Here is a 25,411-nt window from a genome sequence, read left to right on the forward strand (position 1 = left end):
GGGAACAACCCGGCCGGTGCCCGGCGTTGCCGCCTGATGCGGGGACAGTCCCCGCGGCTCCGGCCGAACCTCGTCGAGGAGTACCTGACAGATGACTGTCGTGTCCCAACCGGTCAAGGTGGATTTCTACTTCGACCCGATCTGCCCGTACGCCTGGATCACCTCGCGCTGGATCCTCGAAGTGGAGAAGCACCGCGAACTGGACCTGACCTTCCGGGTGATGAGCCTGTCCGTGCTCAACGAGGGCCGTGATGAGCTGCCGGAGGAGTACAAGGCGCGGCTGAAGGGGAACTGGGCGCCGGTCCGTGTGGCGACCGCGCTCGCCGAACACAAGGGTCAGGACGCGGTGCGTGACTTCTACACCGAGTTCGGCACCCGCTATCACAATCAGGGCAACAAGGACCGGACCGCCGTGCTGAAGGAGGCGCTGGACGCTGTCGGCGCGCCGGAGCTGTTCTTCGCGGGTGAATCCACCGAATACGACGAAGCGCTGCGCAAGAGCCACCACGAGGGCATGGACCCGGTGGGCATGGACGTGGGCACGCCGACCATCCACGTGAACGGCGTGGCGTTCTTCGGCCCGGTGCTCGGGTCCATCCCGCGGGGCGAGGATGCGCTGAAGCTCTTCGACGGAGCCGTGGCGTTGGCCGCCTACCCGGACTTTTTCGAACTCAAGCGCACCCGTAGCGGTGAGCTGAACTTCAGTTGACTCCCGCTGACGCCAATGCCGCACGGGTGACGTCGGCCGGGTAAGGCGACGCGGCGATCGCCTCGGCAGGCGTGACGCCTGCGGCCTTCAGGCTTGCGAGCATGCGGAGCCCGTCGCAGTGCTGCCGGACGAACGCCGCGTCGACCGGCTCGCCGTGTCCGGGGACGACGACTCGCGGTTCCAGGGCGAGGAGTGCGCCCAGCGCGGCGGGCCATGCGGCGAGGTGGGTGTCCGGGCCGAAGGAGTCCGCGGTGAAGCCGTGCGGACCGTGCTCGACCAGGTCCCCGGCGAAGACGACCCCGGCGTCCGGAACGTGGACCATCAGGTCGTGGCCGGTGTGACCGGGGCCGGGATGACGTAGCACGGCAGTGCGACCGCCGAGATCGAGTTCCGCGTGGTCATGGACCGGATGGTCGGGGAGCGTGATCGACGTGCGTTCGAGGGCGTCGGCGATTTCCGGTCTGCCTTCTTCGCGGTACTGGGCGGCGCGTTTCCGCCGTTCGGAGTCGCCGTGCTCGGCCAGTTCGGTGACACATCCGGCCTGCGCCCACACCTCACACGGCAGGAACGGCGCGGTGCCGAAGGAATGGTCGAAGTGCGCGTGCGTGTAGACCACGGCCCACGGCAGTGCGGTCAGCTCACGCACTGCCGTGGCCAGCTCGGCGCCTTGGTTGACGTCGCCCCGGGTGTCGACCACCAGGCAACGCTCGCCGCCGAGCACCAGCCCGACGGTCAGGTCCAGCTCCTCGTATCGGCGCACGTGAATGCCGTCGGCGACCTCGGTCCAGCTCATCGGGCCTCCAAGACTCCGTCGGACAGAACGGGCACGCTGCCACTGACGTCGAGCTGCGCGGCGAGCGTGACGTCGTTTCCGTGTCCCGCGGTCGCCAGCTCGCGGCCCGACACACAGGTGCGCAGAGCCGCGTGCACGTCGGATGCCGAGTATGCCGCCTTGGCCAGCGCTGCTTCCGCCGAGAGGGACCGGCCGTCTTCGGCCAGGGCCGCGACGATCGCGCCTGCGCCCAGCTGATCTTCGACGCAGGGGCGGAGCGGGCCGAATTCTTCGCCCGGGTTGAAGAGATCCACACCCCAGCGTTCCCCTGCCGGAATCACGCCGACCGGCTCGCCTCCAGCCAGGGCGCTTGCTTTCGCCGCGACCGCTGACGCGTTGCGCAAGCATCCGGCGAGGACGTGCGCGCCGGTTTCCGCGGCTGTGGCGCACAATGTCGCTCCGTTCGGGGAGGGGAGGGCGAGCAGTGTGCCGGACGGGATCTCCGTCACAGAAGACGGCCGGAGCGTCCACTGTGCTTCACCCGCGAGCACGGCACCGGCCTCGCGCGCGGCAGCCGCTCCGCGTTCGTCGCGCCACCGGATCGGCCGGATCCGGTGGCGCGGGCGACGACGAGATCTGTTGTGGTGCTGAAGGAAAGCACGTCGACGATGATGAGCACGGCGCAGTCCCCCCAATGCGGTGACTCCCGCTTTCGAGCCCGACCGCGGCACCGGGCTGGTTCGTGATGTTCACCCCCGGAGCATGCCGGGTGCGGGATGGGGTGGCAGACTCCGGCCTGTGCGCGTCTACTTGGGATCCGATCACGCCGGCTTCGAGCTGAAGAACCACCTCGTCCGCCATCTCGGCGAGCAGGGCCACGAGATCGTCGACGTCGGCCCGCATGTCTACGACGCGGCCGACGACTACCCGGCGTTCTGCGTGGAGACCGCCCGCCGCGTGGTCGCCGACGAGGGCAGCCTCGGGATCGTGATCGGCGGTTCCGGCAACGGCGAGCAGATCGCCGCGAACAAGGTGCCCGGTGCGCGGGCGGGGCTCGGCTGGTGTGTCGAGACCGCGAAGCTGTGCCGTGAGCACAACCACGCCCAGCTCCTCGGCGTCGGTGCGCGGATGCACACCGAGGACCAGGCGACCGAGATCGTCGAGGCCTTCCTGGTCACCCCGCCGTCGCCGGACGAGCGGCACGCGCGCCGGGTCCGGCAGCTGCTGGACTACGAGCACACCGGCACCCCGCCGCCGCTGCCGGAGGCCTGATGCCCGAAGGGCACACGCTGCACCGGCTGGCCCGACTGCATCAGCGCCGGTACGCGGGTGCGCCGGTCTCGGTCGGCAGCCCGCAAGGCCGTTTCACCACCGAAGCGGCAAAGCTCGATGGCCAGGTGCTGACCTCCGCGGAAGCGCACGGGAAGCACCTGTTCCACCACTATGGTCCACTTGGGACAGTGCACGTCCACTTGGGTCTGTACGGCACGTTCGCCGAATCGACGCTGCCCGAAGCGGATCCGGTCGGCCAGGTGCGGATGCGGCTGGCGGGCCGGACACACTGGACCGACCTGCGCGGCCCGAACCGCTGTGAACTCCTCGACGCCGCCCAGGTCGACGCGATCAAGGCCCGTCTCGGCCCCGACCCGCTGCGCCGCGACGCGAAACCGGACCGGGCGTGGGAGCGGATCTCCCGCTCGCGCTCGTCCGTCGCCGCGTTGCTGATGGATCAGGCCGTGCTGGCCGGGGTCGGCAACGTCTACCGCGCCGAAGTACTGTTCCGGCACGGCGTCGCCCCGCTGGTCCCCGGCCGCGCGCTGGACCGTGCGCTCTGGGACGACATGTGGGCCGACCTGGTGACCCTGATGCGCGCCGGCGTGCGAGTGGGACGGATCGACACCGTCGCCCCGGAACACCTGCCCGCCGCGATGGGCCGCGCCCCGCGCGAAGATCGGCACGGCGGCGAGGTGTACGTCTACCGGCGCACCGGGATGCCGTGCCTGGTGTGCGGAACCGCGGTGGCGTATCAGGACTTGGCGGGGCGGAAGTTGTATTGGTGCCCTACCTGCCAGCCTGGTTGATCGGGTGGTTGGGGCCGGGGCCGGGGCCGGGGTGGGCCGGGTTGGGCCGGACCGGGTTGGGCCGGACCGGGTTGGGCCGGGCCGGGTTGGGCCGGGCCGGGTTGGGCCGGGCCGGGTTGGGCCGGACCGGGTTGGGCCGGACCGGGTTGGGCCGGACCGGGTTGGGTTGGGCCGGACCGGGTTGGGTTGGGCCGGGTGAGTGGCTGGGTTCGGGGCCTGGTGAGTGGTCGGGGCCGGGGAGCGGGCCGAGCCCGGGGCGTGGCCGGGTCAGCGTGAGCGGCCGGGATGGTGGGGCCGTGGGGCACTGGTGGGTGAACGGGTGCGGCGGTCTGTCGAGTCGGTGTGTGGGGTCGTGCAGGTGCGGCGGGGTGCGGCGCGGCTCCTGCCTGAAGGGACGATTTTCAAGTCTGTGAAGGGTCCCTTCACCGCCTTTAAGTCCAGGGTGTCGGCAAAGTTGGTCGGGGGGCCCGGCGGTGGGCGATGCGGAGGTGTGTGCGACCACCTCGTGGCGTGCGCCGGACCGGTTTCGGGTCTGTGAAGGGTCCCTTCACAGACTCAGAGTCCGTGAAGGGTCCCTTCACGGACTTGGTTTGGGCGTTTCGGAATGACCGAGGTGGGTCGGTGCGCCATGTGGGTGTGCCGGGGAGCTGTGCCCGCGCGGTCGGCAGGTAGGTAGGGCAGTGCCGGAGGATCCTTGCGGGTGCTGCGGGTGCTGCGGGTGCTGCGGGTGCTGCGGGTGCTGCGGGTGCTGCGGGTGCTGCGGGTGCTGCGGGTGCTGCGGGTGCTGCGGGTGCCGCGGGTGCCGCGGGTGCCGCGGGTGCCGCGGGGCGCAGCGGGGCGCAGCGGGTGCCGGGTTGGTGTGGCCGGGGAGTGCTGGGCATGCGGCTGGGTCGGCTGGGTTGGCTGCGTCGGCTGCGTCGGCTGGGTCGAGTGGGTCGACTGCGTCGAGTGTGCTGGTGTGCTGGAAGCCGGGTGTGGCCTAGGTGCCGGGCGCGCTGTCTTGCCTACGGAGGGCGTACGCGAAAGCCGTCGTACGCGCCGGAGGTCACTCGTCAGAGGTCACCCCCTCGAAGGTCAGGTGCCGGGGGTGCCGTGCGGTGCCGGAGCGATCTCCACCCGGGGCGGAAATGGCTCGGCCGCCCCGCGAAACTGAGCGGGGCGGCCGAAACTCGTGGCCGGGCCGGGAAAGCCGGTCCGGGGGATCCGCGCGGGAGGGGCCGGGACGTCGTCGGGTCCGGGATGGGGACCCGGCCGGAACGTCAGGGGGTCACCGCGGCGGGTGCGGGTGGTCAGAAGTCGAAGCCGCCACCGCCGTCGAAACCGCCACCGTCGAAACCTCCGCCATCGAAGCCGCCACCGAAGTCGCCGCCGTCGAAACCGCCGCCGTCAAAGCCGCCGCCGTCGAAGCCTGCGTCGCCGCCGGCATCCATGGCGTCCTGCTGGCCCGCGTCGTAGCCCGATTCCCAGGCCGAGGCGCTGGCGATGCCGCCCATCCCGGAGAACATCGCGCTGAACAGGAACATCGAGCCGAGGCCCCAGGCACCGGCCACCAGTGCGGGCTTCCACCACGGCTCGCTGTACCAGCCCTCCGGCACCGGGCGGCCGGCCACCCGCCCGCCGGGGTAGTAGTACGGCGTGTCCTGGCCGGGGTCCGGGGAGGCCTGGTAGTTCTGGCCCTCGACGTCGACCGAGCGGTGTTCGGTGACCTTGCCGGCGCGCTCTCGTTCGGCCTCGTCCGGCAGGGTCGGGCCGGGGTCCATGCCCATCGCGATACGCGCGGCGCGGACGTAGTACAGGCCCTCGATCGCGGTCTCCTTGACCAGCCGGGCCTGCTCCGCCGTCTGCGCCTGCTCAAGCTGCGAACCGGCGGCGTTGTAGCGCTCGCTCGCATCCGCCATCGCCTGCTGGGAGGCGGTATCCGTGCCGGTGATGTTGAGTACCTGGCCGCCGAGGCGCTCCACCAGCCGCCGCGCGTCGGCCTTGGCGTCCTCCAGCTGCCGTTGCCGGGCGGCGCGCTGCGCGCGGGCGAAGTACAGCCCACCACCGACGATGACGACGACCAGCACGATCAGCAGGATCGCGGTGCCCATGGGTTACTCCGTGTCTCTTGCGAACTCGGCGGTACGGTGACCGCCTCTTGAATCGGACAACGCGGACGCTACCCGGGAAGTTCCCGCCGGCCGCACCGACCGGCCGATGGCCGGGTGGGCCGGAACACATTATGGTCCCGCGGCATGAGGTTCTCCCGGTCGATCGCGATGAACCCGCTCGATCAGCTGGGCGAGCCGGCGCGGGCGGCGGAGGACGTGGGGTTCTCCTCGATCGTGCTGCCGGATTCGCTCTTCTACTCCGAACAGGTCTCCGCCGCCTACCCGTACACGCCGGACGGCAGCCGCTTCTGGGACGCGGACACGCCCTGGGCCGACCCGCTGGTGGCGACCGCCGCGATGGGTGCGGTGACCGAGCGGATCGAGTTCTCCACCTCGGTGCCGAAGCTCGGTTCCCGCAATCCGGTGCTGCTTGCCCGGCAGGTCGCCTGGGTCGAGGTGCTGACCGGTGGCCGGTTCGGTCCTGGGTCGGCATCGGCTGGGCGCCAGAGGAGTTCGAATGGTGCGGCGCGCCGTACGCGCCGTGCGGCAGGCGGTTCGACGAGGCGATCGAGGTGCTGCGGCTGATTCTCGACGGCGGGATGGTCGAGTATCACGGCGAGTTCTTCGACTTCGGCAGGCTGCAGATGAGCCCAGCCCCGCCGAAGCGGGTGCCGTTCTCCATCGGCGGGCACACCGACGCCGCGCTGCGCCGGGCGGCCGGGTCGCGGACGGGTGGTCGTCGGCGATGATGACGCTCGACCAGCTGCGCGAGACCATCGGCCGGCTCAAGGTCCTGCTCGCCGAACGCGGGCGCGAGCACGATCCGTTCGAGTTCCAGGCGGTGTGCGTGGACCGGTTCGGGTTCGACGGTTTCCGCGAGCAGGAGGCGGCCGGGGTGACCGACGCGATCACCATGCCGTGGGTGTTCGAGGGGCTCGGCTTCGACGCGGCGGCCGGGCCGAAGGTGGACGCGATCCGCAGGTTCGGCGAGGAGATCATCGCCAGGTTCGAGGGGTGACCGGGGAGCCCGCGACCACCGAGCGGGCGCAGGCCCCGCTGCATCCACACCTGACTGCAGGAGGGTCCGCTCGGTATTCGCCGGCCGCGTCGGCAAAGGACCGCCTTTCCTTGGCCTGTAGTGCATTCGTGTCATAGTGGGACGGTGCGTGAACTCCTGCTGGACCACCCGGTCGTCGCGAGTGTCAAGGACGAGGCGGGGCTGGCGGCAGCCGTGGCGTCCGGGCCGCCGGTGGTGTTCCTGCTCTTCGGGTCGATCCTTACCCTGCCCGAGCTGGTCGAGCGGCTGCGTGCGGCGGGCAAGACCGTGCTGGTGAACGTGGATCTCGTCGAAGGGCTGGTCGGCCGGGACATCGCGGTGGACTTCGTGGCCCAGCAGACGGCCGCCGACGGGGTGCTCAGCAGCAAGGCTGCGCTGGTCAAGGCGGCCAAGGCCCGCGGGTTGTTCGCGGTGCACCGGTTCTTCCTCGTCGATTCGATCTCCTACCACAACCTCGGCCGGCAGCTCGCGATCTCCCGGCCGGACTACGTCGAGATCCTGCCCGGCTGCGTGCCCCGGGTGATCACCTGGCTGAAGGCGGACACCGAGGTGCCGATCATCGCCGGCGGCCTGGTCTGCGACAAGGACGACGTGCTCGCCGCGCTCGGTGCGGGCGCCCTGGCGATCGCGACGTCCAATGTGGACGTCTGGGTGATGTAGCTCACTGCCGGGCCAGCCAGCCGAACAGGGGATCGGTATAGCCGCGTACCTGCTCGTACGTCTGTTGCAGCCGCCGGTACAGCTCGTGGGTGCCCGGGTCCGGGGCGAATCGCTCGCCCGGCCGGACCATTGCCGCCACCGCTTCGTCGAATCCGGAGTGGACACCGAGGCCGACCGCGGCGCAGATCGCCGCGCCGAGTTCCGCCCCGCCTTGGGCACGGCGGGCGGGCCTGCCGAAGGCGTCCGCGACGATCCGCATCAGCGCGTCCGATCCGGCGCCGCCGCCGGAGACGAGCACCTCGTCGAATTCCGTGCCCAGCTCCGCGGCCATCGCGGCGCCGTTGCCGCACAAGGTGAGCGCGATCGCTTCGAGCACCGCGCGGTACAGATGGAACCGGCCTTGCCTGCCGTCGAAGCCGAGGAAAGCGCCTTTGCGGTCGGGTGCTTCGACGGGGGCCAGCCAGTCGAGCACCGCGATCAGCCCGTCCGAGCCGGGCGGCACTTCGGCCGCGCCCGCGTTGAGTGCTTCCTCGTCGCCGAGCAGATCCCGCAGCCAGCTGACCGTCCACATGCCACGCCGGATGCCGTGGCTCTCGTAGAGGTACCGGCCGGGACGGCAGGCGAAGTTCGTCCAGAACGCCTTGGCGTCCGGGACATTCCGCGAGCCGGTGGTCATTCCGGCGATGTAGGTGCCCAGCGACAGCAGCAGGCTGCGGTCGTCGGCGAGCCCGCTGCCCAGCGCCTCCACCGCTTTGTCGTTGGCGGTGGCGAACACCGGCGTGCCCATCGGCAGGCCGGTGTGCGCGGCGGCCTCCGCGGTGACCGTGCCGAGCAGTTCGCCCGGATCCACCAGGTCGAACAGCATCTCCCGGGGGATGGCCGGTTCGTCCACCCAGGACCAGGTGTCCGTGTCGATCGGCCACATGCCCTGGTAATTCGCCGCGGTGTCGCGGAACCGGCCGGTCATCCTCGCGGTGATGTAACCCGAGGAGGCGCTGACGTAACGCACTTCCGGGTTCGTGTGCTCATATGGCCGGGAGACGCGCTCGTCCATCCAGCTCAGGACCGGTTGGGCGAGCGTGCCGTCGGCCCGCAGCAGCGCCCGGCAGAACCGGATCGTGCACAGCCCGACGCCCGCGACGTCCTCCGGGCGGCCGTCGAACGAGGCGAGCGCGGCACGGGTCGCCGCGCCGATCGAATCCCACAGGTCCTCGTCCGGGTGCTCGACCACGCCGGGGCGCGGGGTGTCGTTGGGACGCAAGGGAACCCGGGCACTGGCGTGGACCGCCCCGCGCTCGTCGAACATGGTGACCTTGGTGCTCTGCGATCCGTTGTCGATGCCGAGCAGATACCGCGTCATCACCGTTCCCCGGCGGGGAAAACGGTGCCCGGGTTCATGATTCCCTTCGGGTCGTAGACCTCTTTGAGCCTGCGCAGGATCGGGTACGCGGTGCCGTGCTCCTGTTCGGTCCACTGTGTACGGTACTTGCCGATGCCGTGGTGGTGCACCATGGATCCGCCGCGGGCCAGCGTTTCCTCGACGATGATCGCGTTGAGCGGGATGTGGTACTTCGTGATCTCCTCGCGGGGCTCACAGGTGATCCGGTAGTCGTAGACGAAGTACATGTTCGTCCCGTTCTGGTAGCTGTGCGAGGAGTGCCCGCCGAGCATAGTGAGATCTTCGAAATGCGGGTATTCCTTGGTGATCCGGGAGATCACCGCGTCGTAGATGTCGCCGATCACCGACCAGTTCGCGGACACCTCGGTGGTGTAGCCCAGGCGATGTTCGGCCAGCATGGTTTCCTGTTCGGCGCGGATCTTGTCCGGTCCCCAGTTGAGATTGCCGAACCACTCGCGGATCAGCCGCGGGTCCACCTTCTCGTGCCGGTATTTCCCGACTATCTCCTCGATCGCGGTGCTGGTCGCTTCGGCGAGGGGAGCGGGTCCCTCGGCGAGGAAAATCGCGACGCATTTGCCGTCCTCGAAATGCGAGAAGTGCTGCGCGGCGTCCTGTTCGGAATAGACCCGGGCGACCGACGGGCGGTAGCCCTCGACGATGACTTCGCGCAGCAGCTCGATCCCGGTACGTACGTCGTCGATCAGGTAGCCGTGGAAACGGTTGTTCTCCGGCTGATACTTGAACAGCTTCACGGTGACTTCGGTGACATAGCAGAGCGCGCCCTCGTTGCCGATCACCACGTGCCGGATGTCCGGCCCGGCGGCCCGGCGCGGCACGTTCTTGATCCGGCTGACGCTGCCGTCCGGGAACGCCGCCTCCAGCCCGACGACCATGTCCTCGATTCCGCCGTACAGCGTGGAGAACTGGCCGATCGAGCGGGTCGCGACCAGCCCGCCCATCTGGGCCAGCGGCTTGGACTGCGGCGAGTGGCCGGTGGTGAGGCCGAGTTCCCGCGCGCGTTCCTCCAGTACCCGCAGCGGAACCCCGCACTGCGCGGTCGCCAGCATGTCGACCGGGTCGATGTGCACGATCTCGTCCATTTCGGACCCGTCGAGCACCACGGTGCGGTCGAAACTGGTCTCCAGCCCGCCTTCGGTGCCGGTGCGGCCGGTGCGCGGGACGATGTTGACGCCATGCTCGTTCGCGAACGCCAGCACGGCGGCGACCTGTTCGGTGCTGCCCGCGCGCACGACGGCGATCGGGAACGGGCCGTCGTAGACGCCGTGCACCGCGGTGTACTTCTTGAACCGGTCGACGCTCGCCTCGCGCAGCAGCTGTTCGTCGGTGTCCACGCGGTCCGCGCCCACGAGGTCGCGCAGCCGGCCGAGGACGACGGTGATGTCCATGATTTCCTTTGCTCCGTCAGGGTTTCGGTTCATCGGGTGAGGTAGCCGCCATCGACGGTGAGGACGTGCCCGTTCACGTAGTCGGAGGCACGGCCGGCCAGGAAGACCACCGCGCCCATCAGGTCGCCCGATTCGCCCCAGCGCCCGGCCGGGATGTGGTCGAGCACGCGCTGGTTGGCGACCGGGTCCGCGCGGGTCTGTGCGGTGATCGGCGTGGCGAAATAGCCGGGGGCGATCGCGTTGCACTGCACGTTGTGGGCGCCGAGTTCGTCGGCATAGGCACGGGTGAAGCCGACGATGCCGTGTTTGGTCGCGGCATAGGCGGGGGAGCCCTGGCCGCCGAGGAAAGAGAACAGCGAGGCGATGTTGATGATCTTTCCGTGGCCCTGCGCGACCATCCGCGCTCCCGCGAGCCGGCCGAGTTCGAACGGCGCGGTGAGGTTCAGCGCGAGCATAGGATCCCAGTGCTCCCGGCCGAATTCGGCGACCGGCGCAAGCTTCGAGATACCCGCGGAGTTGACCAGGATGTCGACCGAGCCGAGCCGGTCCACACAGGACTCGACGACCTCGGCGGGCGCACCGGGGGTGGTCAGGTCGATCTCCAGCGTCTCCAGCCGGGCGCCGGCCTTCTCGACCAGCTCGCGAGTCTCGCCGTCGTCGTCGGTCACGGTCGGTGCGAAGACGTTCGCCCCGGCCTGGGCCAAGGCAACGGTGAAGGCGCGGCCGAGCCCGGTGTTGCCCCCGGTGACCACGGCAGCGCGGCCGCGCAGGGAGAACAGGTCGAGGGAGAAGTCCCGGATCTCCAACGTCAATCGTGCCTTTCTGCTCGGCGCGCCCCGGAAACGGCTTCTCGCCGCGAGTGTTCCGGGAACAAAAAAAGAGAACAGTTTCCCCGTCTGTGCCATGGGGTTACTGTTCTCTGCGTCTCTAGTAACATGATTTTCAGTTGTGGTCGGCAGCGTAACCACGGTCGCTGCGGAGTGTCAAGACGGCGCTGTGATTTCCGGGCGGTCCGCATCGGCCTGGCCGGGCCAGGGTTCCCGGCCGTCTCGCCGCCCGCACCTGCGGCCCGTTCGCGGTGGCCACCGTGCTGCTCGTGCTCCTGCACCTGGTACCCGCCTGGGGCGGGCGGCTCAACTCTTCCGGTCGCGGCGCTCCCGCACTTTCCTGCCGTTCATCGTCCCGTTCACGGTGAACGTTCTGGCCGGGGCGCCGGTGTTCCCGACGGTCGCGACCGGCCTGTTCGAGGCTGCTCGGCGTGCTGGAGCCGGTGCTGCTGATGGTCTTCTCAGCGTGCGCACAGCGCCGGTGCGGCAGGGTGGCCCCGGTGCGCAGCCGGGAGGACGGAACGAACGGGACGGTCGCCGTGGCGGTGGTCGTGCTGCTTGTCCTCGCCCTGGCCGGCTACGGCTGGCACACCCTGCTGACCCGGGTGGAAGTGGCCCCGGTACTCAGCGGGGCGGTGCTTCCGGGATTGCCTTCGGGGCCGGCCGCGCGGCATCCGCTTCGGCTGAGTGCAGCGGGTTCGTCCGCTCGATCTCCTTCTCCAACCGGCGGAGCACGTCGAGCTGTGCCGGACGGTAGAGGTCCTTGATCGCGCGTTCCACGGTCTGCGCGGCGAACGGGCCGCCATGGGGCGGCTCGAGCCCGATCTCCCGCAACTTCGGATGCCGTTCGACCAGGTCGCGGGTGATGGGGGCCATCCGCTCGGCGAGCGCCTGGCGGGTCTCCTCGTCCGCGTCGTCGGGCAGGTGCTCGAACTCGGCCCGGGTGGGGTCCTCCGCGGTGTCCTGCAGCATCCGGGTAAAGGCCTCCATGGCCTGCTGGCCCAGTACCCGGGACAGCACCACGAGCAACGAGCGGTCGGCGTCGCTGAGTTCGGCGTCGAGGGCGGCGATGGCCAGCTCCGGCGGCAGGTCCGGCGCGGTCGACTCGCGCAGGAGGAACCCCAGCTCGACCCGGGCGCGCTGCAGCCGGGTGATGGTCGCGGAGAGTTCCGCGTCGAGTGCGTGCAGTGCTTCCTGCGGATGTTCGTCACCTTCGCCCATCTCGGCGATCTGGGTGAGGGAGAAGCCGAGTTCGCTGAGCCGTTTGACCCGCAGCACCCGGACCAGGTGCGCGACGCCGTACTGTTTGTACCCGTTGGGCCGCCGGGCCGGCTCGGGGAGCAGGCCCACGTCATGGTAGTGGCGTACCGTACGCAGGCTCGTCCCGGCGAGTTCGGCTATCTCGCGGGTGCTCCAAGCCATGATCGTCCTCTCGTTCCGGTGATTCGGCCCCAGTGAAAACCATGCCGTTGCGGCATGGTCAACATGTGACTTCCGTCACGACAGGTTTCTCTTGAGTGTGCCCCAACGGCATGGGCTGTGCTGCAGGAACCCAGCGGAGGGGAGACCGGATGACCGTGCAGACTTTGCCGAGGCTCATCGACGTCGCGGAGTTCTTCGCTGACCCGGTCTTCTCCACCGCGCAGCTGTCCCCGGACGGGACGCGGGTCGCCTACCTCGCGCCGGCGCACGGCCGGATGAACCTGTGGGTGCGCGGGATCGGCGAGGAGCACGGGGACGCGCGATGCGTGACCGACGACGCCCGGCGGGGTATCACGGCGTTCTGCTGGAGCGACGATCCGGGCAGCCTGCTCTATCGCGGGGATGCCGACGGCAATGAGGGCTGGCACCTCTACCGCGTCGATCTGGACGTGCCCGGGGCGGAGCCGGTGGACTTGACCCCGCTGCCGCCCGGCTGCCGGGTTTCGGCCTTCACGCTGCTGCCGGGGCTGCCGGGCATTCTGCTGGTCGCGATGAACGGCGGCGCGCTCGCCTTCGGCTACTACCGGGTCGACATCGCCACCGGGGAAACCGTGCTGCACCAGGAGATCCGGGAGCCGCGGAGCACGTTCCTGTTCGACGCATCGGGCACGCCGGTCTTCCGGGAGGCGCTGACCGAAGAGGGCGTGCGCGAGTACTACGCGATCGACCGGGTGAGTGGCGTGGAGCGGTTGCTCCGGCGGGCAGGCGGGGCGGAACACCCGCTCGGCGTGCACCCGGTACTCGCCGAGCCGGACGGAACGGGGCTGCTGCTGGGCAGCTACCAGGACACCGACGATCTGCGGCTGGTCCGCGTCGACGCGGAGACCGGCGAGGAGACCGTGGTCGCCGCGGTACCCGGGCACAGCCTGTGCGAGCTGGGTACGGTCGCCGCCGGTGTCGCTCATCCGCCGTCGGTGCTCACCAGCCGGTACACCGGGAAGGTGCTCGCGGCACGGTTCGTCGGCGACCGGCCGCGGATCGAGGCGCTGGACCCGCATTTCGCCGAGGTGTACGCGGAGCTGGCGAAGCTGTCCGACGGCGTGCTGGCCGCGGTGTCCTCGGACCGTGCGGAACAACGATGGGTTGCGACGTTCAGCCACGACCGCGCACCGGACCTGACCTACTTCTACGACCATCGCACCGGTGAAAGCCGGTTGCTGTTCCGCCCGTACCCGCACCTGGATCCGTCGGAGCTGGCGCCGATGACCGCGGTCTCCTTCCCCGCCCGCGACGGCCTGCCCCTGCACGGATTCCTGACCTTGCCGGTCGGGGTCGAGCCCACCGCGTTACCGTTCGTGCTGCTGGTGCACGGCGGCCCGTGGACGCACGACAGCTGGCGGTACGACCGCGAAGCGCAAGTGCTGGCGAACCGCGGTTACGGTGTGCTGCAAGTGAATTTCCGCGGTTCGACCGGGTACGGCCGCCGCCACCTGACCGCCGCTGTCGGCGAACTGGGCGGCAAGATGCACGACGACCTGATCGACGCCACCGAATGGGCTGTCGACCAGGGCTACGCGGATCCGGAACGCCTCGGCATCTACGGCGGTTCTTACGGCGGCTACGCGGCTTTGGTCGGTGTCACGGTCACTCCCGACCACTTCGCCGCCGCGGTCGACCACGTCGGCATGGCCAACCTGGTGTCGTTCACCGACGCGATGCCGTCGATCCTGCGTCCTTACCTGTGCGCGAACTGGCACCGTTATGCGGGCGACTCGGCCGACCCGGCGCAGAAGAAGAAACTGCTGTCCCGCTCGCCGAGCACGATGGTCGACCGGATCCGCACCCCGCTGCTGGTCGTCCAGGGCGCGCGCGACGCCCGGGTGCCGAAAGCGGAATCCGACCGCATCGTCGGCTCACTGCGTGCCCGCGGGGTCCCCGTGGACTACCTCGTCGCCGAGGACGAGGGACACGACTTCCGGAACCCGGAGAACCTGATCCGGATGTTCCGCGCGATCGAACGTCATTTCGCGGATCACCTCGGCGGCCGTTCCGGCTGAGCCGAACCGCGCGTTCTCACCCCCCGGCTGAAGGCTGTGAAGGGACCCTTCACGGACGCAGAGTCCGTGAAGGGTCCCTTCACAGCCTTTTCCCGGGGCGGGGGAGGTTACGCAGGGGGCGTTTCGCTGCGGAGCAGCCGGCCTGCCCCGGGTACCTCCGGCCGGAGCCCGAGTTCGGTCAGGATCCGGAACGTGGTGGCCGTCGCCGCGGAGAGCACCGGGATCCCGGCCGCGTCCTCGACCGGCTGGATCGAGGGCAGCGACGGCATTTGCACGCACGCCGAGAGCACCAGCGCGTCCGCACGGGTGAGGTCGAGCTTCCGGTAGTGCTCGCGCAGATCGGCCGGATCGAGCCGGGCCACCGCGAGGTTGTCCGGCACTTCGAGGGACAGCGAATCGACCACCTCGATCCCGGCGTCCTCCAGGTACGTGACGACGGCCTGGGTGAGCGGCTTGAGATACGGCGTGATGATCGCGACCCGCTTCGCGCCGAGAGCGGCGATTCCGGCCAGCAGCGCGCCCGCGGACGAGATGACCGGCGCGCCGGCGCCCTCCGCCCGCAAGGCGGCCGTGATCGCATCCTCGGCGGTGCAGTGATAACCGGGTCCCTGCGCCATGATCGCGACCAGGCACGCGGTGGCCACCACGTCGGGCCGTGCGTCGGCGAGTTCGGCCGCCGCGCGTTCGGACTGCGCGTTCATCGCCTTCAGCTGCTCGGGCGTGACGTGCTGCATCCGCGCCCGCGCCGCGTGGAACACGAAGCGGTCCTCCGGGTACCGCTCCTCGCGTGCCCGCAGCATCCGTGGCAGCTCGGTCTCCATGGTGAGGTTCGAGCTGGGCACGATCAGCCCGACGTGGTGGTCCCGGCTCATCGCGGCGCCACCGGCCGCATCTCGGGCACGGTCAGCGCGCCCGCGTCCACGATCAGCTCGTCGTCGAGGTACAGGCTGTTGCCCCGCATCGGGATGTCGAAGTGGCAGGCGGTGTCGTTCGGCCCGCCCAGCTCGTTGTTCGGGCCGATGGAGAACATCACGTTGCCGTAGAAGCTGCGCAGCTCCATGCCCATCCCGCCGGGGAACTGGGTCAGTCCGTGCCAGTGCGCCCGCTCGTCGAGACCCCAGCCGACATGCGACATGCCGTAGCCGCGCGGGTCGTGGAAGGACTCGATGTAGCTGCGCAGCAGGTCCGCGTCCAGCCCGGAGGATCCGGCGCCACCGCGGATGTCGCGGATGAAGCCCTGCTCGATGGTCAGCTCGACCGGGGTCTGCACGTAGGTGTTGAACGGCAGCAGCACGTCACCAGGGGCGAGCACGATCTTGCCGTCCACCCCGTCGTCGGAACCGCCGGTGAACACGAACGCGGCAGGCCAGTGGTCCCACCGTCCCGGCTGGTCGGTGTAGCCGTACTCGCTCAGCGTCGGATAGACGCCCAGCTGGTAGGTGACGTCGGTGCCGTGTGGGCTGGTGATCCGCATGGTCTTCGCCTTCGCCAGCAGCTCCGCGCCGATCTCGACGCGCTCGCGCAGCTGTTCGGTCGGCATCAGCCGGGCGAGCAGCTCGGGCGGTTCGATCGCGGTCAGGATCCGGGTGCCCGCGGCCTGGATCGCGAACTGCTCCTCGCTGAAGAGCAGGAAAGTGCAGTCCACCACCATGTCCGCGGCTTTCAGGGCATCGACCGCGAGGGGCAGCCGGGCCAGCCCCGAGTCGCCGACCGCCCACGCGCCGGACGCGCTCGCGGGCGAGGGCAGCCGCAGGTGATAGGTGGCGGCGCCGAGTCGCTGCGCGGCCCAGAGGAATGCGTCCGCGTACTCGGCGCGTTCGCCGCCGCGGGTCAGGACGACCACGGTCTCGCCCTCGTGCACCGCGGAAAGCCGCAGCTGCTGCAAGCAGATGTCGTTGAACAGGTTCTGATCCATTTCGGCCTCCAAGGTTGTCCGAACACGTACTATTGGGCCGGCAGCAGAGCGCGGAGGGCGCGCAGGGCTGCCGAGGGCTGATCCCAGAACACCATGTGCCCGGCGCCTGCCACGCCGATCAGCCGGTGCCGCGGGTTGCTGCGGTCGAGTTCGGCCACGTCCGTCTCGGTGACGACCGGGCTTTGCGTGCCGAACAACAGGGTTGTGGGCAGCGTGAGCTTTGTCCACAGTGGAAGGAACTGTTCGGACTCGAATCCGGCGTGCGTGCCCGCGATCGCGGCGGGGGAACAGGAGGCCAACCAGCGCGCCCGCAATTCCTGCTCCCGGCGGGGCCAGGTGGGCCAGTGCGTGGCCACCTCGTCGGCGTCCGTGCCCCGGCGGGCCTGTTCGAGCTGAGACAGGAACGTCGCCAGCGTGGTCGGGTAGGGCCGGTCCGGACCGCTCATCGGCGGGTCCACCAGGATCAGGCCGCCGAGCGCGTGCCGGCCGGACACCGCGACCTGCGCGGCGATCCGCGCGCCCATCGAATGGCCGAGCAGGATCGGCTGTTGCAGGCCAAGTTCGTCGAGCACGGCCTCGACGTCCGTAGCGTATGAGCCGAGGTCGTACCCGTCCGGCGGGCCGTCGTCGGAAAGCCCGCGGCCCCGCAGGTCCAGGACCAGCGGCCGGACCAGATCGGTCAGCTCACGGGCGACGAAATCCATGGTCACGGCCGGACTGGTGATCCCGGGCAGGATGACCAGCGGCGTCGCGTGGTCCGGGCCGTAGTCGAGCAGATGCAGCCGTAGATCGCCGGACCGGACCCACACGCTGGTCGCTTCGAGGTCGGCCAGCGCAGCGGGCATGAGCAGCCGTTCGTTGCCGGTGAACGCTATCCGGGCCGGCCTTTCGGGAGCGAGCACGGACCGGCCCTCGGCGAGCGGGACGACGTCGGCGTACTTGGCCTGCAGATCGAACAGCGCGGCGTCGTGTGGTCCCTGCGCGCGATCTCCGCAAGCCTCTCCGACGACGAGGGTGTCGAAGCCGGACTGCACGCTGTCCACCGCCGTCGCGCGGACGCAGCCGGACGTGGTGGCGCCGCAGACCACCACGGTGTCCACATGCAACGCGCTGAGCAGCGCGGCCAATCCGGTGCCGTGGAAGGCTGACGCGCCCTTCTTGACGATCAGCTGGTCGGAGTCACGCCGTTCGAGCCGGGGGTCCAGGGCGACCTCTTCGCTGCCGTCGAGCAGGCTGCGCATACCGGGTGCTTTGCGCAGCCAGGCTATCGAGTCCACTTCGGACGGTGCGTAGCTGATCGCGGTGTAGATCACCGGTACTCCACTCGCATGCGCGGTCCGGACGAGTTCGCCTGCGGCGGCGACCTCGGTGGAAAGGTCCGCGCCGGAAGGGAAATCCGGCTCGGTGAAACCACGGGTCAGATCGACCACGACGAGCGCGGGCCGATCCCCGCGGGGTACCTTCGCGCCGAAACCCGCGCGGGCATACGTGCGGTCGGTCTCGGCTCCGTGGAGTCCTGGGTCATCGGTCACGGCGCAGCTCCTCGATCAGCTTGTCCTGCGTGCGGATCCGCCCGAGCAGCCAGCCCTGGAACAACCCGAGCGCACCTGCCGCGGCGATGGCGAGATAGCGTTTCGCTTGCGGTGAAAGGAACATCGCCAGACCGTCGAGTGCTTCGGGGGCCGGTGCGGGGGCGGTGGCCGCCGGGGCCGGGCTGCCGCCGGGTTGCAACAGCCCGGCGAGGTTCCGTGCGAACTGGTCGAGGATCCGGTTCGACACCGCGCTGATGGCGCCCTTGCCGAACTGCGCGATCTTCCCGCGGATGACCAGATCGGTGTGCAGCTTCAGCACCGAGCCGCCCGGCGCCGCCTCGATGACGACGGTGACGTCCGCCTCGGCGTCGCCGCTGCCGTGGCTGTCCGCACCGCGCGCGGACAGGCGCAGCCGGCGTTCGTCCCGGGCGACCTCGGTGAACCGGACCTTGCCCGAGTACGCCGCGCTGACCGGGCCGACCTTGACCTTCACCTTGCCGAGGTAAGCGTCGCCGTCCTGGCCTTCGAGCGTCGCGCCGGGCAGGCAGCCGGCCATGCGCTCGACGTCGTTGAGCAACGCGAACACGGTGTCCGGATCGCCCGGCAGGTCAAGGGTGTTCTCCAGGATCATCGGACTGCCTCCGGTTCGGGATCGGGCCGGTCCGCGCGGCGGCGCGCGGTCGCTTCGATCGCGTCGACGATGCTCTGATATCCGGTGCAGCGGCAGAGATTCGCCGATACTGCCTCCCGGATCTCTTCGCGCGAGGGACTGGGCTCCTGGGCGAGGAACCCTTCGGCCAGCATCAGGAACCCCGGCGTGCAGAACCCGCATTGCAGGCCGTGCTGCGCGGAGAATTCCTGCTGCAAGTCGTTGGGTTCGGCGGGCGTGCCGAGTGATTCGACGGTCCGGATCGCGTATCCCTCGGCCTGCACCGCGAACATCAGGCAGGCCCGGACCGGTTCCTCGTCGAGGAGGATCGTGCACGCGCCGCACACCCCGTGCTCGCAGCCGACATGCGTGCCGGTGAGTTCCACCTGGTGCCGCAGCACGTCCAGCAGCGTCCACCGCGGCTCCACGAGCAGCTCGTGCTCCTCGCCGTTGACGTTCAGGACGATCAAGTGCTTGCCGCTCATACCGGGGTGCCCGCCTTCTCCGTCCGGTCCGCGCCGGCGAGCGCGGTCAGCACCGATTCCGGGTGGATCGGTGTGCTCTCCAGCTGGACACCGGTGTGCCACAACAGATCGTTGACCGCGTTCAGCACGGCCGCGGGGGCGCCGATGGTGCCGCCCTCGCCCGCGCCCTTGGCGCCGCTCTCGGTGAGCGCGCACGGGGTTTCGAGATGGTCCACGGAGATGTCCGGGATCTCCGCCGCGGTTGGCACCAGGTAGTCGATGAAGCTCGCCGCGGACGGCTCGCCGTTCTCGGCGTACCCCACCTCCTCGAACAGCGCGCCCGCGATGCCCTGGGCGATCCCGCCGCGCGCCTGTCCCTCCACGACCTGGGGGTTGATCACCACCCCGCAGTCCTCGACACAGGCGTAGCGCAGGATCTTCACTCCGCCCGTGCCCGGATCGGCCTCCACCACCACTGCGTGCGTGGCGTTGGAGAACGTGCCGTCGCCCGGGACGTCGAACGCGGCGGTGGCGGTCAGCGTCGGCGGGGTCTCCTTGGGTAGCAGGTGGCTGCGCAGGTAGGCGACGTCGGCGAGTTCCTCGAAGGTCATCCGCTGGGTGGGGTCGTCGAGCCGGATCACTCCGCCGTCGCCGTCCAGTTCCACGTTCTCCACGCGGGTGCCCAGCAGGTGCGCGGCGATCACGCACAGCTGCTCGCCGAGCCGGGTCGCCGCGGTCGCCACGGCAGAACCGCCGATGGTCACCGACCGCGAGGCGAAAGTGCCCCAGCCGTACGGGATCCGTTCGGTATCGCCCTGGCGCAGCTTGACCTTGGCGATGTCGATGCCGAGCCGCTCGGCGACGAGCTGGGCGAACGTCGTCTCGTGCGACTGGCCGTGGTTCATCGTGCCGCTGGTGACCACGACCGAACCGGTGAGGTCCATCCGGATCTCCGACAGGTCGAACCCCGGGACGACGGTCATCTTGCGCTTGGCGAACGCCTCCGAACCGTAGCCGGTCCGCTCGGAGAAACAGCTGTAGCCGATGCCGATGTGACGGCCCTCGGCGGCGGCCTGCTCGCGCAGCTCGTACCAGCCTTCGTCGCGCAGGATCTTTTCGCCCAGCTCCAGGGATTCCAGATAGCTGCCCGGGTCGTAGGTGACGTTGTTGACGCCGTGGTAAGGGAATTCGGTGATCAGGTTGCGGCGGCGGATCTCCACCGGGTCGAGGCCGAGGCGGCGCCCGGCGAGATCCATGATCCTTTCCATCACCATCACGTACTGCGGCCGGCTGACCCCGCGGTACGGCGCGGTCGGCGCCTTGGTGCTGGTGATCGCCCGCGCCCGCACCCGGTAGGCCGGAATCCGGTACACCGACGGCATTTCCGCCGCCGCCATCAGCGGTTCGATGCCGACTGTGAAAGGGTAGCAGGAGTAGGCGCCCATGTCGCAGACGATGTCCGCGTCGAGCGCGATCAGCCTGCCCTCGGCGGTGAACGCCGCGCGCGTGCGGTACCGCTGTTCACGCGCGAGGAAACCCGCGGTGAGGGCGTCTCGCCGGTCCTCGATCCATTTCACCGGACGGCCGAGCCGTTTGGCGGCCGCGGCCACCGCGACTTCTTCCCGTCCGACAACGCATTTCTGGCCGAAACCCCCGCCCATGTCCGGCACGGTGACCCGCACCGACTGCTCGGGAACGCGCATGGACCGCGCCACTACCGTGCGGACCTGGTGCGGTATCTGAGTACAGGTCTGGACCAGTAGCTGCTCGTCGCGGTCGTCCCAGGAGGCGATCGCGCCGCGTGTCTCCAGCGGCAGGGCGTTCTGCCGGGCGCTGGTGGTGACGAGTTCGATCACGCAATCGCTGTCCTCGAACGCTTCGTCGACGCCCGGAGTGTCGAAGGAGGTCACGTCGAGCAGCACGTTGCTCGCTGCCTCTTCGTGGACCAGGGGAGCATCCGGTGCCAACGCGGCTTCTTCGGTCACTATTGCGTCGAGCAGGTCGTAGCGCACGCGCGCGGCTTCGATGCCGTCCTCAACCGCGTACGGATCCTTCGCGACGACGATGGCGACCGGCTCACCGACGAAACGCACCTTGTCCCGGGCGAGGATCGGCATCGTGGTCGGCGTGAACTCCTCGGGCGGCCGTTCGAGGAGCGCGACGATGTCGCCGAGTTCGAGGTCCTCCGCGGAGTACGCGGCGACCACGCCTTCCACCTCGCGTACCGCAGTGAGGTCGATCTCGCGGAGCCGGCCGTGCGCGACGGTGGCCCGCACGAACCCGGCGTGCAGCAACCCGGGCAGGTGGATGTCGTCGAGGAATCGCCCGCGGCCGGTGACCAGGCGCGGGTCCTCGCGCCGCCGCACCGGCGCGCCGATCCAGCGGCCACGGCGGCCGTCGAACTCCGCGCTCACGTCGCCACCTCCGAGAGGAGAAGGGACGCGTCGCCGATGGTGCTGTTCATGCGTTCCCTCCGTTCTGCCAGGCTTGGGTGAGGCTGCGCGTGACCAGTGTTTTCGTCAGTGCGCGGCGGTAATCCGCGCTGCCTGCCGCGTCACCGGGCGGGTCGATCGCCTCGGCCGCGGCCTGCCCGCACGCGGCGAACAGGTCCGGCCCCGGCTCCGCCCCGGCGAGCACCTCTTCCGCTTCGGGTACCCGGATGGGCGCGGGTGCGACGCCGCCGAGCACCACCCGTCCCCCATCCAGCGACACCGCGGCCGCGACCGTGGCGAAATCCCCGGCCCGGCGGGCGAACTCGGTCAGCTCCGCCCGGGGTGACGGGCGGGTGAACCGCACCTGGGTGACCACTTCGTCCGGCTCGACGGCGGTGGTGTAGAAGCCGTGGAACATCTCGCTCGCCGGGATCTCCCTGCTGCCGCCCGGGCCTTCGGCGACCACGACCGCGTCCAGCAGCAGGGCGAGCAGGCACCACTCCGCGGTCGCGTCGCCGTGCACGAGACTGCCGCCGACCGTGCCGCGGGACCTGATCGGCAGGTGCCCGACGTAACGCATGGCCCGGCTCAGCACCGCGAACCCCGCTCCGAGCCCGGCCAGCTCGACCTGGCGATGGGTGACCATCGCGCCGAGCCGAAGCTGTGCCCCGGTTTGCTCGATCGCGGTCAGCTCGGGCAGCTCCCGCAGCCGGCCGAGATCGACCAGATCGCTGGGCCGGGCCAACCGGAAGTTCATCATCGGCAGCAGGCTCTGCCCGCCGGCGAGCAGCTTCGGCTCCCGCCCCCGCGCGGTGAGCCCGGCGAGCAGGCCCAGCGCGTCGGCGACGTCGTGCGCCCGGTGGTACTCGAAAGCGGCAGGTTTCACGGATTGACCTCGAGGACCGGGGCCGCCGGCTCGGCTTCGGTGGTGATCCGGTCCAGTTCGCGGCCGCGCGTCTCCGGCGCGGCGAAGAGCATGAACAGCACCGCCGCGACGACCAGCACACCCAGCAGCGCGAAGGTCAGCGGAAGGCCCAGCACCGGCCACAGCACACTGCCGAACAACAGCGGGGCGAACCCGGTCACCGCCCGGCTGGCCGAGGAGGCCCAGCCGAACCCGGACGCGCGCAGCTCCGTCGGGTACAGCTCGGAAACGTAGGCGTACATCACCGGGATCACCACCAGCGAGAATAAGCCGAACGCGGCGATCGCCGCCACCGCCGCCCCGGCCGAACCCAGCACCAGGGAGAAGATCACCAGGGTGATCGCGGTGAGCGGGCCGGCCACGGCGATGATCCGCTTGCGGCCCACCCGGTCCACCAGCAGGATCGCGATCGCCACGCCGAGGACCCCGAGCGCGTTCATCAGCGTGGTCGAGCCGAACGCGGCGATCTCGCCGAACCCCTGCGCCCGCAGGATCGAGGGCATCCAGCTCAGCGCGGCGTAGTAGACCAGCATGACCGAGACGAACAGCGCCCAGGCGACCCCCGTGATCCGCGGGTTGAACGTCCACACGCGACGGAGCTGGTCGACCGCGGCGAACAGGCCGCGGCCACGGGTGTCCTCGACGACCGGCGGCGGGATCCGGTACGGCTCCGGCTTCGCACCGGTGCGGGCGACGAGATCGTTGATCACCAGCCGGGCCTCCGCTTCGCGGCCCTTGCGCACCAAGTACAACGGTGACTCCGGCACCCCGCGGCGCGCCCAGAACAACAGCAGCGCGGGCAGGATCATCAGCACCAGCATCCAGCGCCAGTTCCCGGAGACCGGCAGCAGCAGCGTCGCCGACGCACCGGCCAATGTGGTCCCGATCGGCCACCATCCGTCCATTGCGGACAGTACCCGGCCACGCTGGCGCCGTGGCGAGAATTCGCTGACGATCGCGTAGTCCACCGGAATACAGCCGCCGAGCCCGACCCCGGCGAGGAACCGCAGGGCCAGGAACACCTCGATGTTGGGCGAGAGCGCGGCGAGCACCGAGAAGAAGGCGAACAGCAGCAGCGTGATACTGAACGCGCGCTTGCGGCCGATCCGGTCCGCGACCGTACCCCAGGCCACCGCGCCGACCGCCATACCGATCAGGTTGGCCGTGGCGACCAGTCCTTTTCCTCCGGCGGACAGGCCGAATTCAGTGCCCACCAACGGGGTCAGGAACCCGTTGAGGGCGACGTCCCAGGCATCGAACATGTAGCCGAGGCCACCGATCAGGAAGATCTTCCCTTGTACCCGCCATCTCCATGGCAGGTCCTGGACGACCTGGTCTCCGGTACGCATGGCTTGCTCCTTCGCGAAGTGTGCGTGGCCGTTTGCCGGTCAGCGGGCGAATTGGTAGTGGATGGATTCGTTGTCGGGGTCGCGCAGCGGCGTGCCGTTCCACAGCCAGTCGTAGGACACATCGGACTCGCCGTCGAAACTGCGCAGCTTCTCGTCGCGCTCGCGTTGCTCGGGACCGTCGGGCAGGTGGTAGAAGCGCATGTTCTGCAGGGACGCGTCCTGCACCATCCCGGCGTGCTTGGCCCGGCGGTGCACGTAGCGCGCCAGTGCCGCGTCGATCCCGTCCCGGGTGACCTGGCCCAGCTCCTCGGCGAGCACGGCCGCGTCCTCCATCGCCTGTGAGGCACCTTGTGCCTGGTAGGGGAGCATCGCATGGCACGCGTCACCGAGCAATGCCACGCGCTCGTCCACCCACACGGGATCGCGGCGGCGCCGGTACATCGCCCAGACCGAGACGTCGTCCTTGGCCTTGGCGAGCATGGTGGGCACCCGGTCGTCCCAGTCGGCGTACTCGGCGGCCAGCTGCTCCGCCGTGGCCGGTGCGCTCCAGTCCCGGGCGACGTTTTCGGTGCAGGGCACGATCGCGACCACGTTCAGGTACTCGCCGCCGCGGATCAGGTAGTGCACGAGATGCTTGCCCGGCCCGTACCAGATCGTGGAGTGGTAGCGGTCGAGCAGGAACCGCGTGGCCGGGTCGGCGGCGATCAGATCGCCCGGGATCAGCGCGCGGTAGGCCATTTCCCCGGAGAACGCGAGCGTATCGTCGAAACCGGCGAGATCCCTTACCGCGGAACGGATCCCGTCCGCGCCGACCACGACGTCGCCGGCGAACCGGCGCCCATCGGCAGTGCATACCGCGGGCCGCTGCGGGTCGGTCCGGTCCAGCCCGGTGACCCGGGCGTCGGTCGCCAGCTGCACCACCGGCCCCGGCCCGTCCGGGTCGACGCACGCGTCCAGCAGCACGCTGTGCAGATCCGCGCGGTGGTAGTGCCAGTAGGGTGCGCCGTACTGTTCGACGACCCGCTGCCCGAGCGGCAGCTGCGCGATGATGCTGCCGTCCGCCCAGCGGCGCCGGACCTGGTCCTGCGGTTCGCACCGGATCCGCTCCAGCCGCGCCCGCAGCCCGAGCCCGAGCAGGATCCGGCTCGCGTTCGGCGCGGTCTGGATGCCCGCGCCGATCTCGCCCAGCTGGGGCGCCGCCTCCACGACGGTGGTCCGCAGACCCCGCTGCCGCAAGGACAACGCCGCACAGAGACCGCCGAGCCCACCCCCGGCGATCACCACCTCGAAGGACTGCTTGGCCGCCACGAGCACCTCCCGTTCGCTGTCGTTACGCAGATAATCCGAACACGTATTATCCGGATGCGCAATAGTCGGTGGGAAGTTTCCGCTGGAGCAGGCAGATAGGGGATCGTTGCCGCCTGACCGAGCCGGGGATCGGTGCCCCCGGGGTGCGGGGTGGCGCCGGGAAGGCTGTGAAGGGACCCTTCACGGACCCGAAACCGGTCCGGCGCACGCCACGAGGTGGTCGCACACACACCTCCGCATCGCCCGCTGCCGGGCCCCCGACCAACTTTGCCGGGGCACCTTCACGGACTTGGAGTCCGTGAAGGTGCCCTTCACGGCTTGCCTGGCCCGTCGGCCGAAGCCCGGTCGAAGCCCGGC

At 69.9% G+C, this 25,411-nt stretch carries 23 protein-coding genes and 1 pseudogene; 7 read left to right on the forward strand and 17 right to left on the reverse strand.

What is annotated here, in order from left to right:
- The first annotated feature begins 91 nt into the window (after nucleotides 1-91).
- Nucleotides 92-709 carry a mycothiol-dependent nitroreductase Rv2466c family protein gene (locus tag D5S19_RS00780; protein ID WP_120021394.1) on the forward strand — a complete coding sequence of 206 codons (618 nt, stop codon included), beginning with the start codon at nucleotides 92-94 and terminating at the stop codon, nucleotides 707-709.
- Here the strand turns inward: D5S19_RS00780 and D5S19_RS00785 are convergent.
- Genes D5S19_RS00785 through D5S19_RS32695 form a run of 3 tightly spaced genes read right to left on the reverse strand, consistent with a single transcriptional unit; the run spans nucleotide 702 to nucleotide 2,160 of the window.
- Nucleotides 702-1,502, reverse strand: coding sequence for an MBL fold metallo-hydrolase (locus D5S19_RS00785; RefSeq protein ID WP_120021395.1), 801 nt, complete (start codon nucleotides 1,500-1,502; stop codon nucleotides 702-704). The two genes, D5S19_RS00780 and D5S19_RS00785, sit on opposite strands and share 8 nt — an antisense overlap.
- Entirely contained in the window at nucleotides 1,499-1,933 is a 435-nt protein-coding gene (locus tag D5S19_RS00790; protein ID WP_233573636.1) for a 2-phosphosulfolactate phosphatase, read from the reverse strand. Before D5S19_RS00790 ends, D5S19_RS00785 begins: the two co-directional genes overlap by 4 nt.
- A gap of 53 nt (nucleotides 1,934-1,986) precedes the next feature.
- Complete coding sequence (locus D5S19_RS32695) at nucleotides 1,987-2,160, reverse strand: hypothetical protein (protein ID WP_233573637.1); 174 nt, start codon at nucleotides 2,158-2,160, stop codon at nucleotides 1,987-1,989.
- Nucleotides 2,161-2,279: 119 nt separating this feature from the next.
- Between D5S19_RS32695 and D5S19_RS00795 the strand changes: the two genes are divergently transcribed.
- The 3 genes from D5S19_RS00795 to D5S19_RS32700 all read left to right on the forward strand — a co-directional run bounded on the left by D5S19_RS00795 (nucleotide 2,280) and on the right by D5S19_RS32700 (nucleotide 4,715).
- Entirely contained in the window at nucleotides 2,280-2,753 is a 474-nt protein-coding gene (locus D5S19_RS00795; protein ID WP_120021396.1) for a ribose-5-phosphate isomerase, read from the forward strand.
- Nucleotides 2,753-3,562, forward strand: coding sequence for an Fpg/Nei family DNA glycosylase (locus tag D5S19_RS00800; RefSeq protein WP_120021397.1), 810 nt, complete (start codon nucleotides 2,753-2,755; stop codon nucleotides 3,560-3,562). The genes D5S19_RS00795 and D5S19_RS00800 overlap by 1 nt, the downstream gene beginning before the upstream one ends.
- A 700-nt stretch (nucleotides 3,563-4,262) precedes the next feature.
- On the forward strand, nucleotides 4,263-4,715 hold the full coding sequence (locus D5S19_RS32700; protein ID WP_233573638.1) for a hypothetical protein: 453 nt from the start codon (nucleotides 4,263-4,265) through the stop codon (nucleotides 4,713-4,715).
- A gap of 136 nt (nucleotides 4,716-4,851) precedes the next feature.
- On the opposite strand, the gene D5S19_RS00810 is transcribed toward D5S19_RS32700, so the two are convergent.
- Complete coding sequence (locus D5S19_RS00810) at nucleotides 4,852-5,652, reverse strand: hypothetical protein (protein WP_120021399.1); 801 nt, start codon at nucleotides 5,650-5,652, stop codon at nucleotides 4,852-4,854.
- 144 nt (nucleotides 5,653-5,796) lie between these two features.
- On the opposite strand from D5S19_RS00810, the pseudogene D5S19_RS00815 reads away from it, so the two are divergent.
- Both D5S19_RS00815 and D5S19_RS00820 read left to right on the forward strand, forming a co-directional pair.
- A pseudogene (locus tag D5S19_RS00815) lies at nucleotides 5,797-6,670 on the forward strand (TIGR03619 family F420-dependent LLM class oxidoreductase).
- Nucleotides 6,671-6,814: 144 nt separating this feature from the next.
- Nucleotides 6,815-7,369, forward strand: a complete 555-nt coding sequence (locus D5S19_RS00820; RefSeq protein ID WP_233573639.1) for a glycerol-3-phosphate responsive antiterminator — start codon at nucleotides 6,815-6,817, stop codon at nucleotides 7,367-7,369.
- 1 nt (nucleotide 7,370) lies between these two features.
- Here D5S19_RS00820 and D5S19_RS00825 read toward each other — a convergent pair whose 3' ends face one another.
- From D5S19_RS00825 to D5S19_RS00840, 4 genes are all read right to left on the reverse strand, one after another.
- Complete coding sequence (locus D5S19_RS00825; RefSeq protein WP_120021401.1) at nucleotides 7,371-8,729, reverse strand: FGGY-family carbohydrate kinase; 1,359 nt, start codon at nucleotides 8,727-8,729, stop codon at nucleotides 7,371-7,373.
- Nucleotides 8,729-10,174, reverse strand: a complete 1,446-nt coding sequence (locus D5S19_RS00830) for an FAD-binding oxidoreductase (RefSeq protein WP_120021402.1) — start codon at nucleotides 10,172-10,174, stop codon at nucleotides 8,729-8,731. The genes D5S19_RS00825 and D5S19_RS00830 overlap by 1 nt, the downstream gene beginning before the upstream one ends.
- A 29-nt stretch (nucleotides 10,175-10,203) precedes the next feature.
- Nucleotides 10,204-10,986, reverse strand: coding sequence for an SDR family oxidoreductase (locus D5S19_RS00835; RefSeq protein WP_199730244.1), 783 nt, complete (start codon nucleotides 10,984-10,986; stop codon nucleotides 10,204-10,206).
- A 639-nt stretch (nucleotides 10,987-11,625) separates the two neighbouring features.
- Entirely contained in the window at nucleotides 11,626-12,423 is a 798-nt protein-coding gene (locus D5S19_RS00840) for a helix-turn-helix domain-containing protein (protein ID WP_120021404.1), read from the reverse strand.
- Between the two features lie 149 nt (nucleotides 12,424-12,572).
- On the opposite strand from D5S19_RS00840, the gene D5S19_RS00845 reads away from it, so the two are divergent.
- The gene (locus D5S19_RS00845; protein WP_120021405.1) at nucleotides 12,573-14,480 is read left to right on the forward strand and encodes a S9 family peptidase; all 1,908 of its coding nucleotides are present in this window, start codon (nucleotides 12,573-12,575) and stop codon (nucleotides 14,478-14,480) included.
- A 107-nt stretch (nucleotides 14,481-14,587) separates the two neighbouring features.
- On the opposite strand, the gene D5S19_RS00850 is transcribed toward D5S19_RS00845, so the two are convergent.
- From D5S19_RS00850 to D5S19_RS00890, 9 genes are read right to left on the reverse strand one after another with little or no spacing between them, the layout of a single operon-like run.
- Nucleotides 14,588-15,352, reverse strand: a complete 765-nt coding sequence (locus D5S19_RS00850) for a maleate cis-trans isomerase family protein (protein WP_120021406.1) — start codon at nucleotides 15,350-15,352, stop codon at nucleotides 14,588-14,590.
- A complete protein-coding gene (locus D5S19_RS00855; RefSeq protein ID WP_120021407.1) occupies nucleotides 15,349-16,395 on the reverse strand; it encodes a M29 family metallopeptidase in 1,047 nt (348 codons plus the stop codon). The genes D5S19_RS00850 and D5S19_RS00855 overlap by 4 nt, the downstream gene beginning before the upstream one ends.
- Nucleotides 16,396-16,424: 29 nt before the next feature.
- Complete coding sequence (locus tag D5S19_RS00860) at nucleotides 16,425-17,927, reverse strand: isochorismatase family protein (protein ID WP_120021408.1); 1,503 nt, start codon at nucleotides 17,925-17,927, stop codon at nucleotides 16,425-16,427.
- The gene (locus D5S19_RS00865; RefSeq protein WP_120021409.1) at nucleotides 17,917-18,558 is read right to left on the reverse strand and encodes an SRPBCC family protein; all 642 of its coding nucleotides are present in this window, start codon (nucleotides 18,556-18,558) and stop codon (nucleotides 17,917-17,919) included. The genes D5S19_RS00860 and D5S19_RS00865 overlap by 11 nt, the downstream gene beginning before the upstream one ends.
- On the reverse strand, nucleotides 18,555-19,061 hold the full coding sequence (locus D5S19_RS00870) for a (2Fe-2S)-binding protein (protein WP_120021410.1): 507 nt from the start codon (nucleotides 19,059-19,061) through the stop codon (nucleotides 18,555-18,557). The genes D5S19_RS00865 and D5S19_RS00870 overlap by 4 nt, the downstream gene beginning before the upstream one ends.
- Nucleotides 19,058-21,454, reverse strand: a complete 2,397-nt coding sequence (locus D5S19_RS00875) for a xanthine dehydrogenase family protein molybdopterin-binding subunit (protein ID WP_120021411.1) — start codon at nucleotides 21,452-21,454, stop codon at nucleotides 19,058-19,060. The genes D5S19_RS00870 and D5S19_RS00875 overlap by 4 nt, the downstream gene beginning before the upstream one ends.
- A 46-nt stretch (nucleotides 21,455-21,500) precedes the next feature.
- On the reverse strand, nucleotides 21,501-22,358 hold the full coding sequence (locus D5S19_RS00880) for an FAD binding domain-containing protein (RefSeq protein WP_120021412.1): 858 nt from the start codon (nucleotides 22,356-22,358) through the stop codon (nucleotides 21,501-21,503).
- Nucleotides 22,355-23,746 (reverse strand): MFS transporter, encoded by a 1,392-nt coding sequence (locus D5S19_RS00885; RefSeq protein ID WP_120021413.1) that lies wholly within the window; start codon nucleotides 23,744-23,746, stop codon nucleotides 22,355-22,357. The genes D5S19_RS00880 and D5S19_RS00885 overlap by 4 nt, the downstream gene beginning before the upstream one ends.
- Nucleotides 23,747-23,785: 39 nt before the next feature.
- The gene (locus D5S19_RS00890) at nucleotides 23,786-25,054 is read right to left on the reverse strand and encodes an FAD-dependent monooxygenase (RefSeq protein ID WP_120021465.1); all 1,269 of its coding nucleotides are present in this window, start codon (nucleotides 25,052-25,054) and stop codon (nucleotides 23,786-23,788) included.
- Nucleotides 25,055-25,411: the final 357 nt, after the last annotated feature.

Origin of the sequence: Amycolatopsis panacis (assembly GCF_003600245.1) — a bacterium.
Taxonomy (GTDB): domain Bacteria; phylum Actinomycetota; class Actinomycetes; order Mycobacteriales; family Pseudonocardiaceae; genus Amycolatopsis; species Amycolatopsis sulphurea.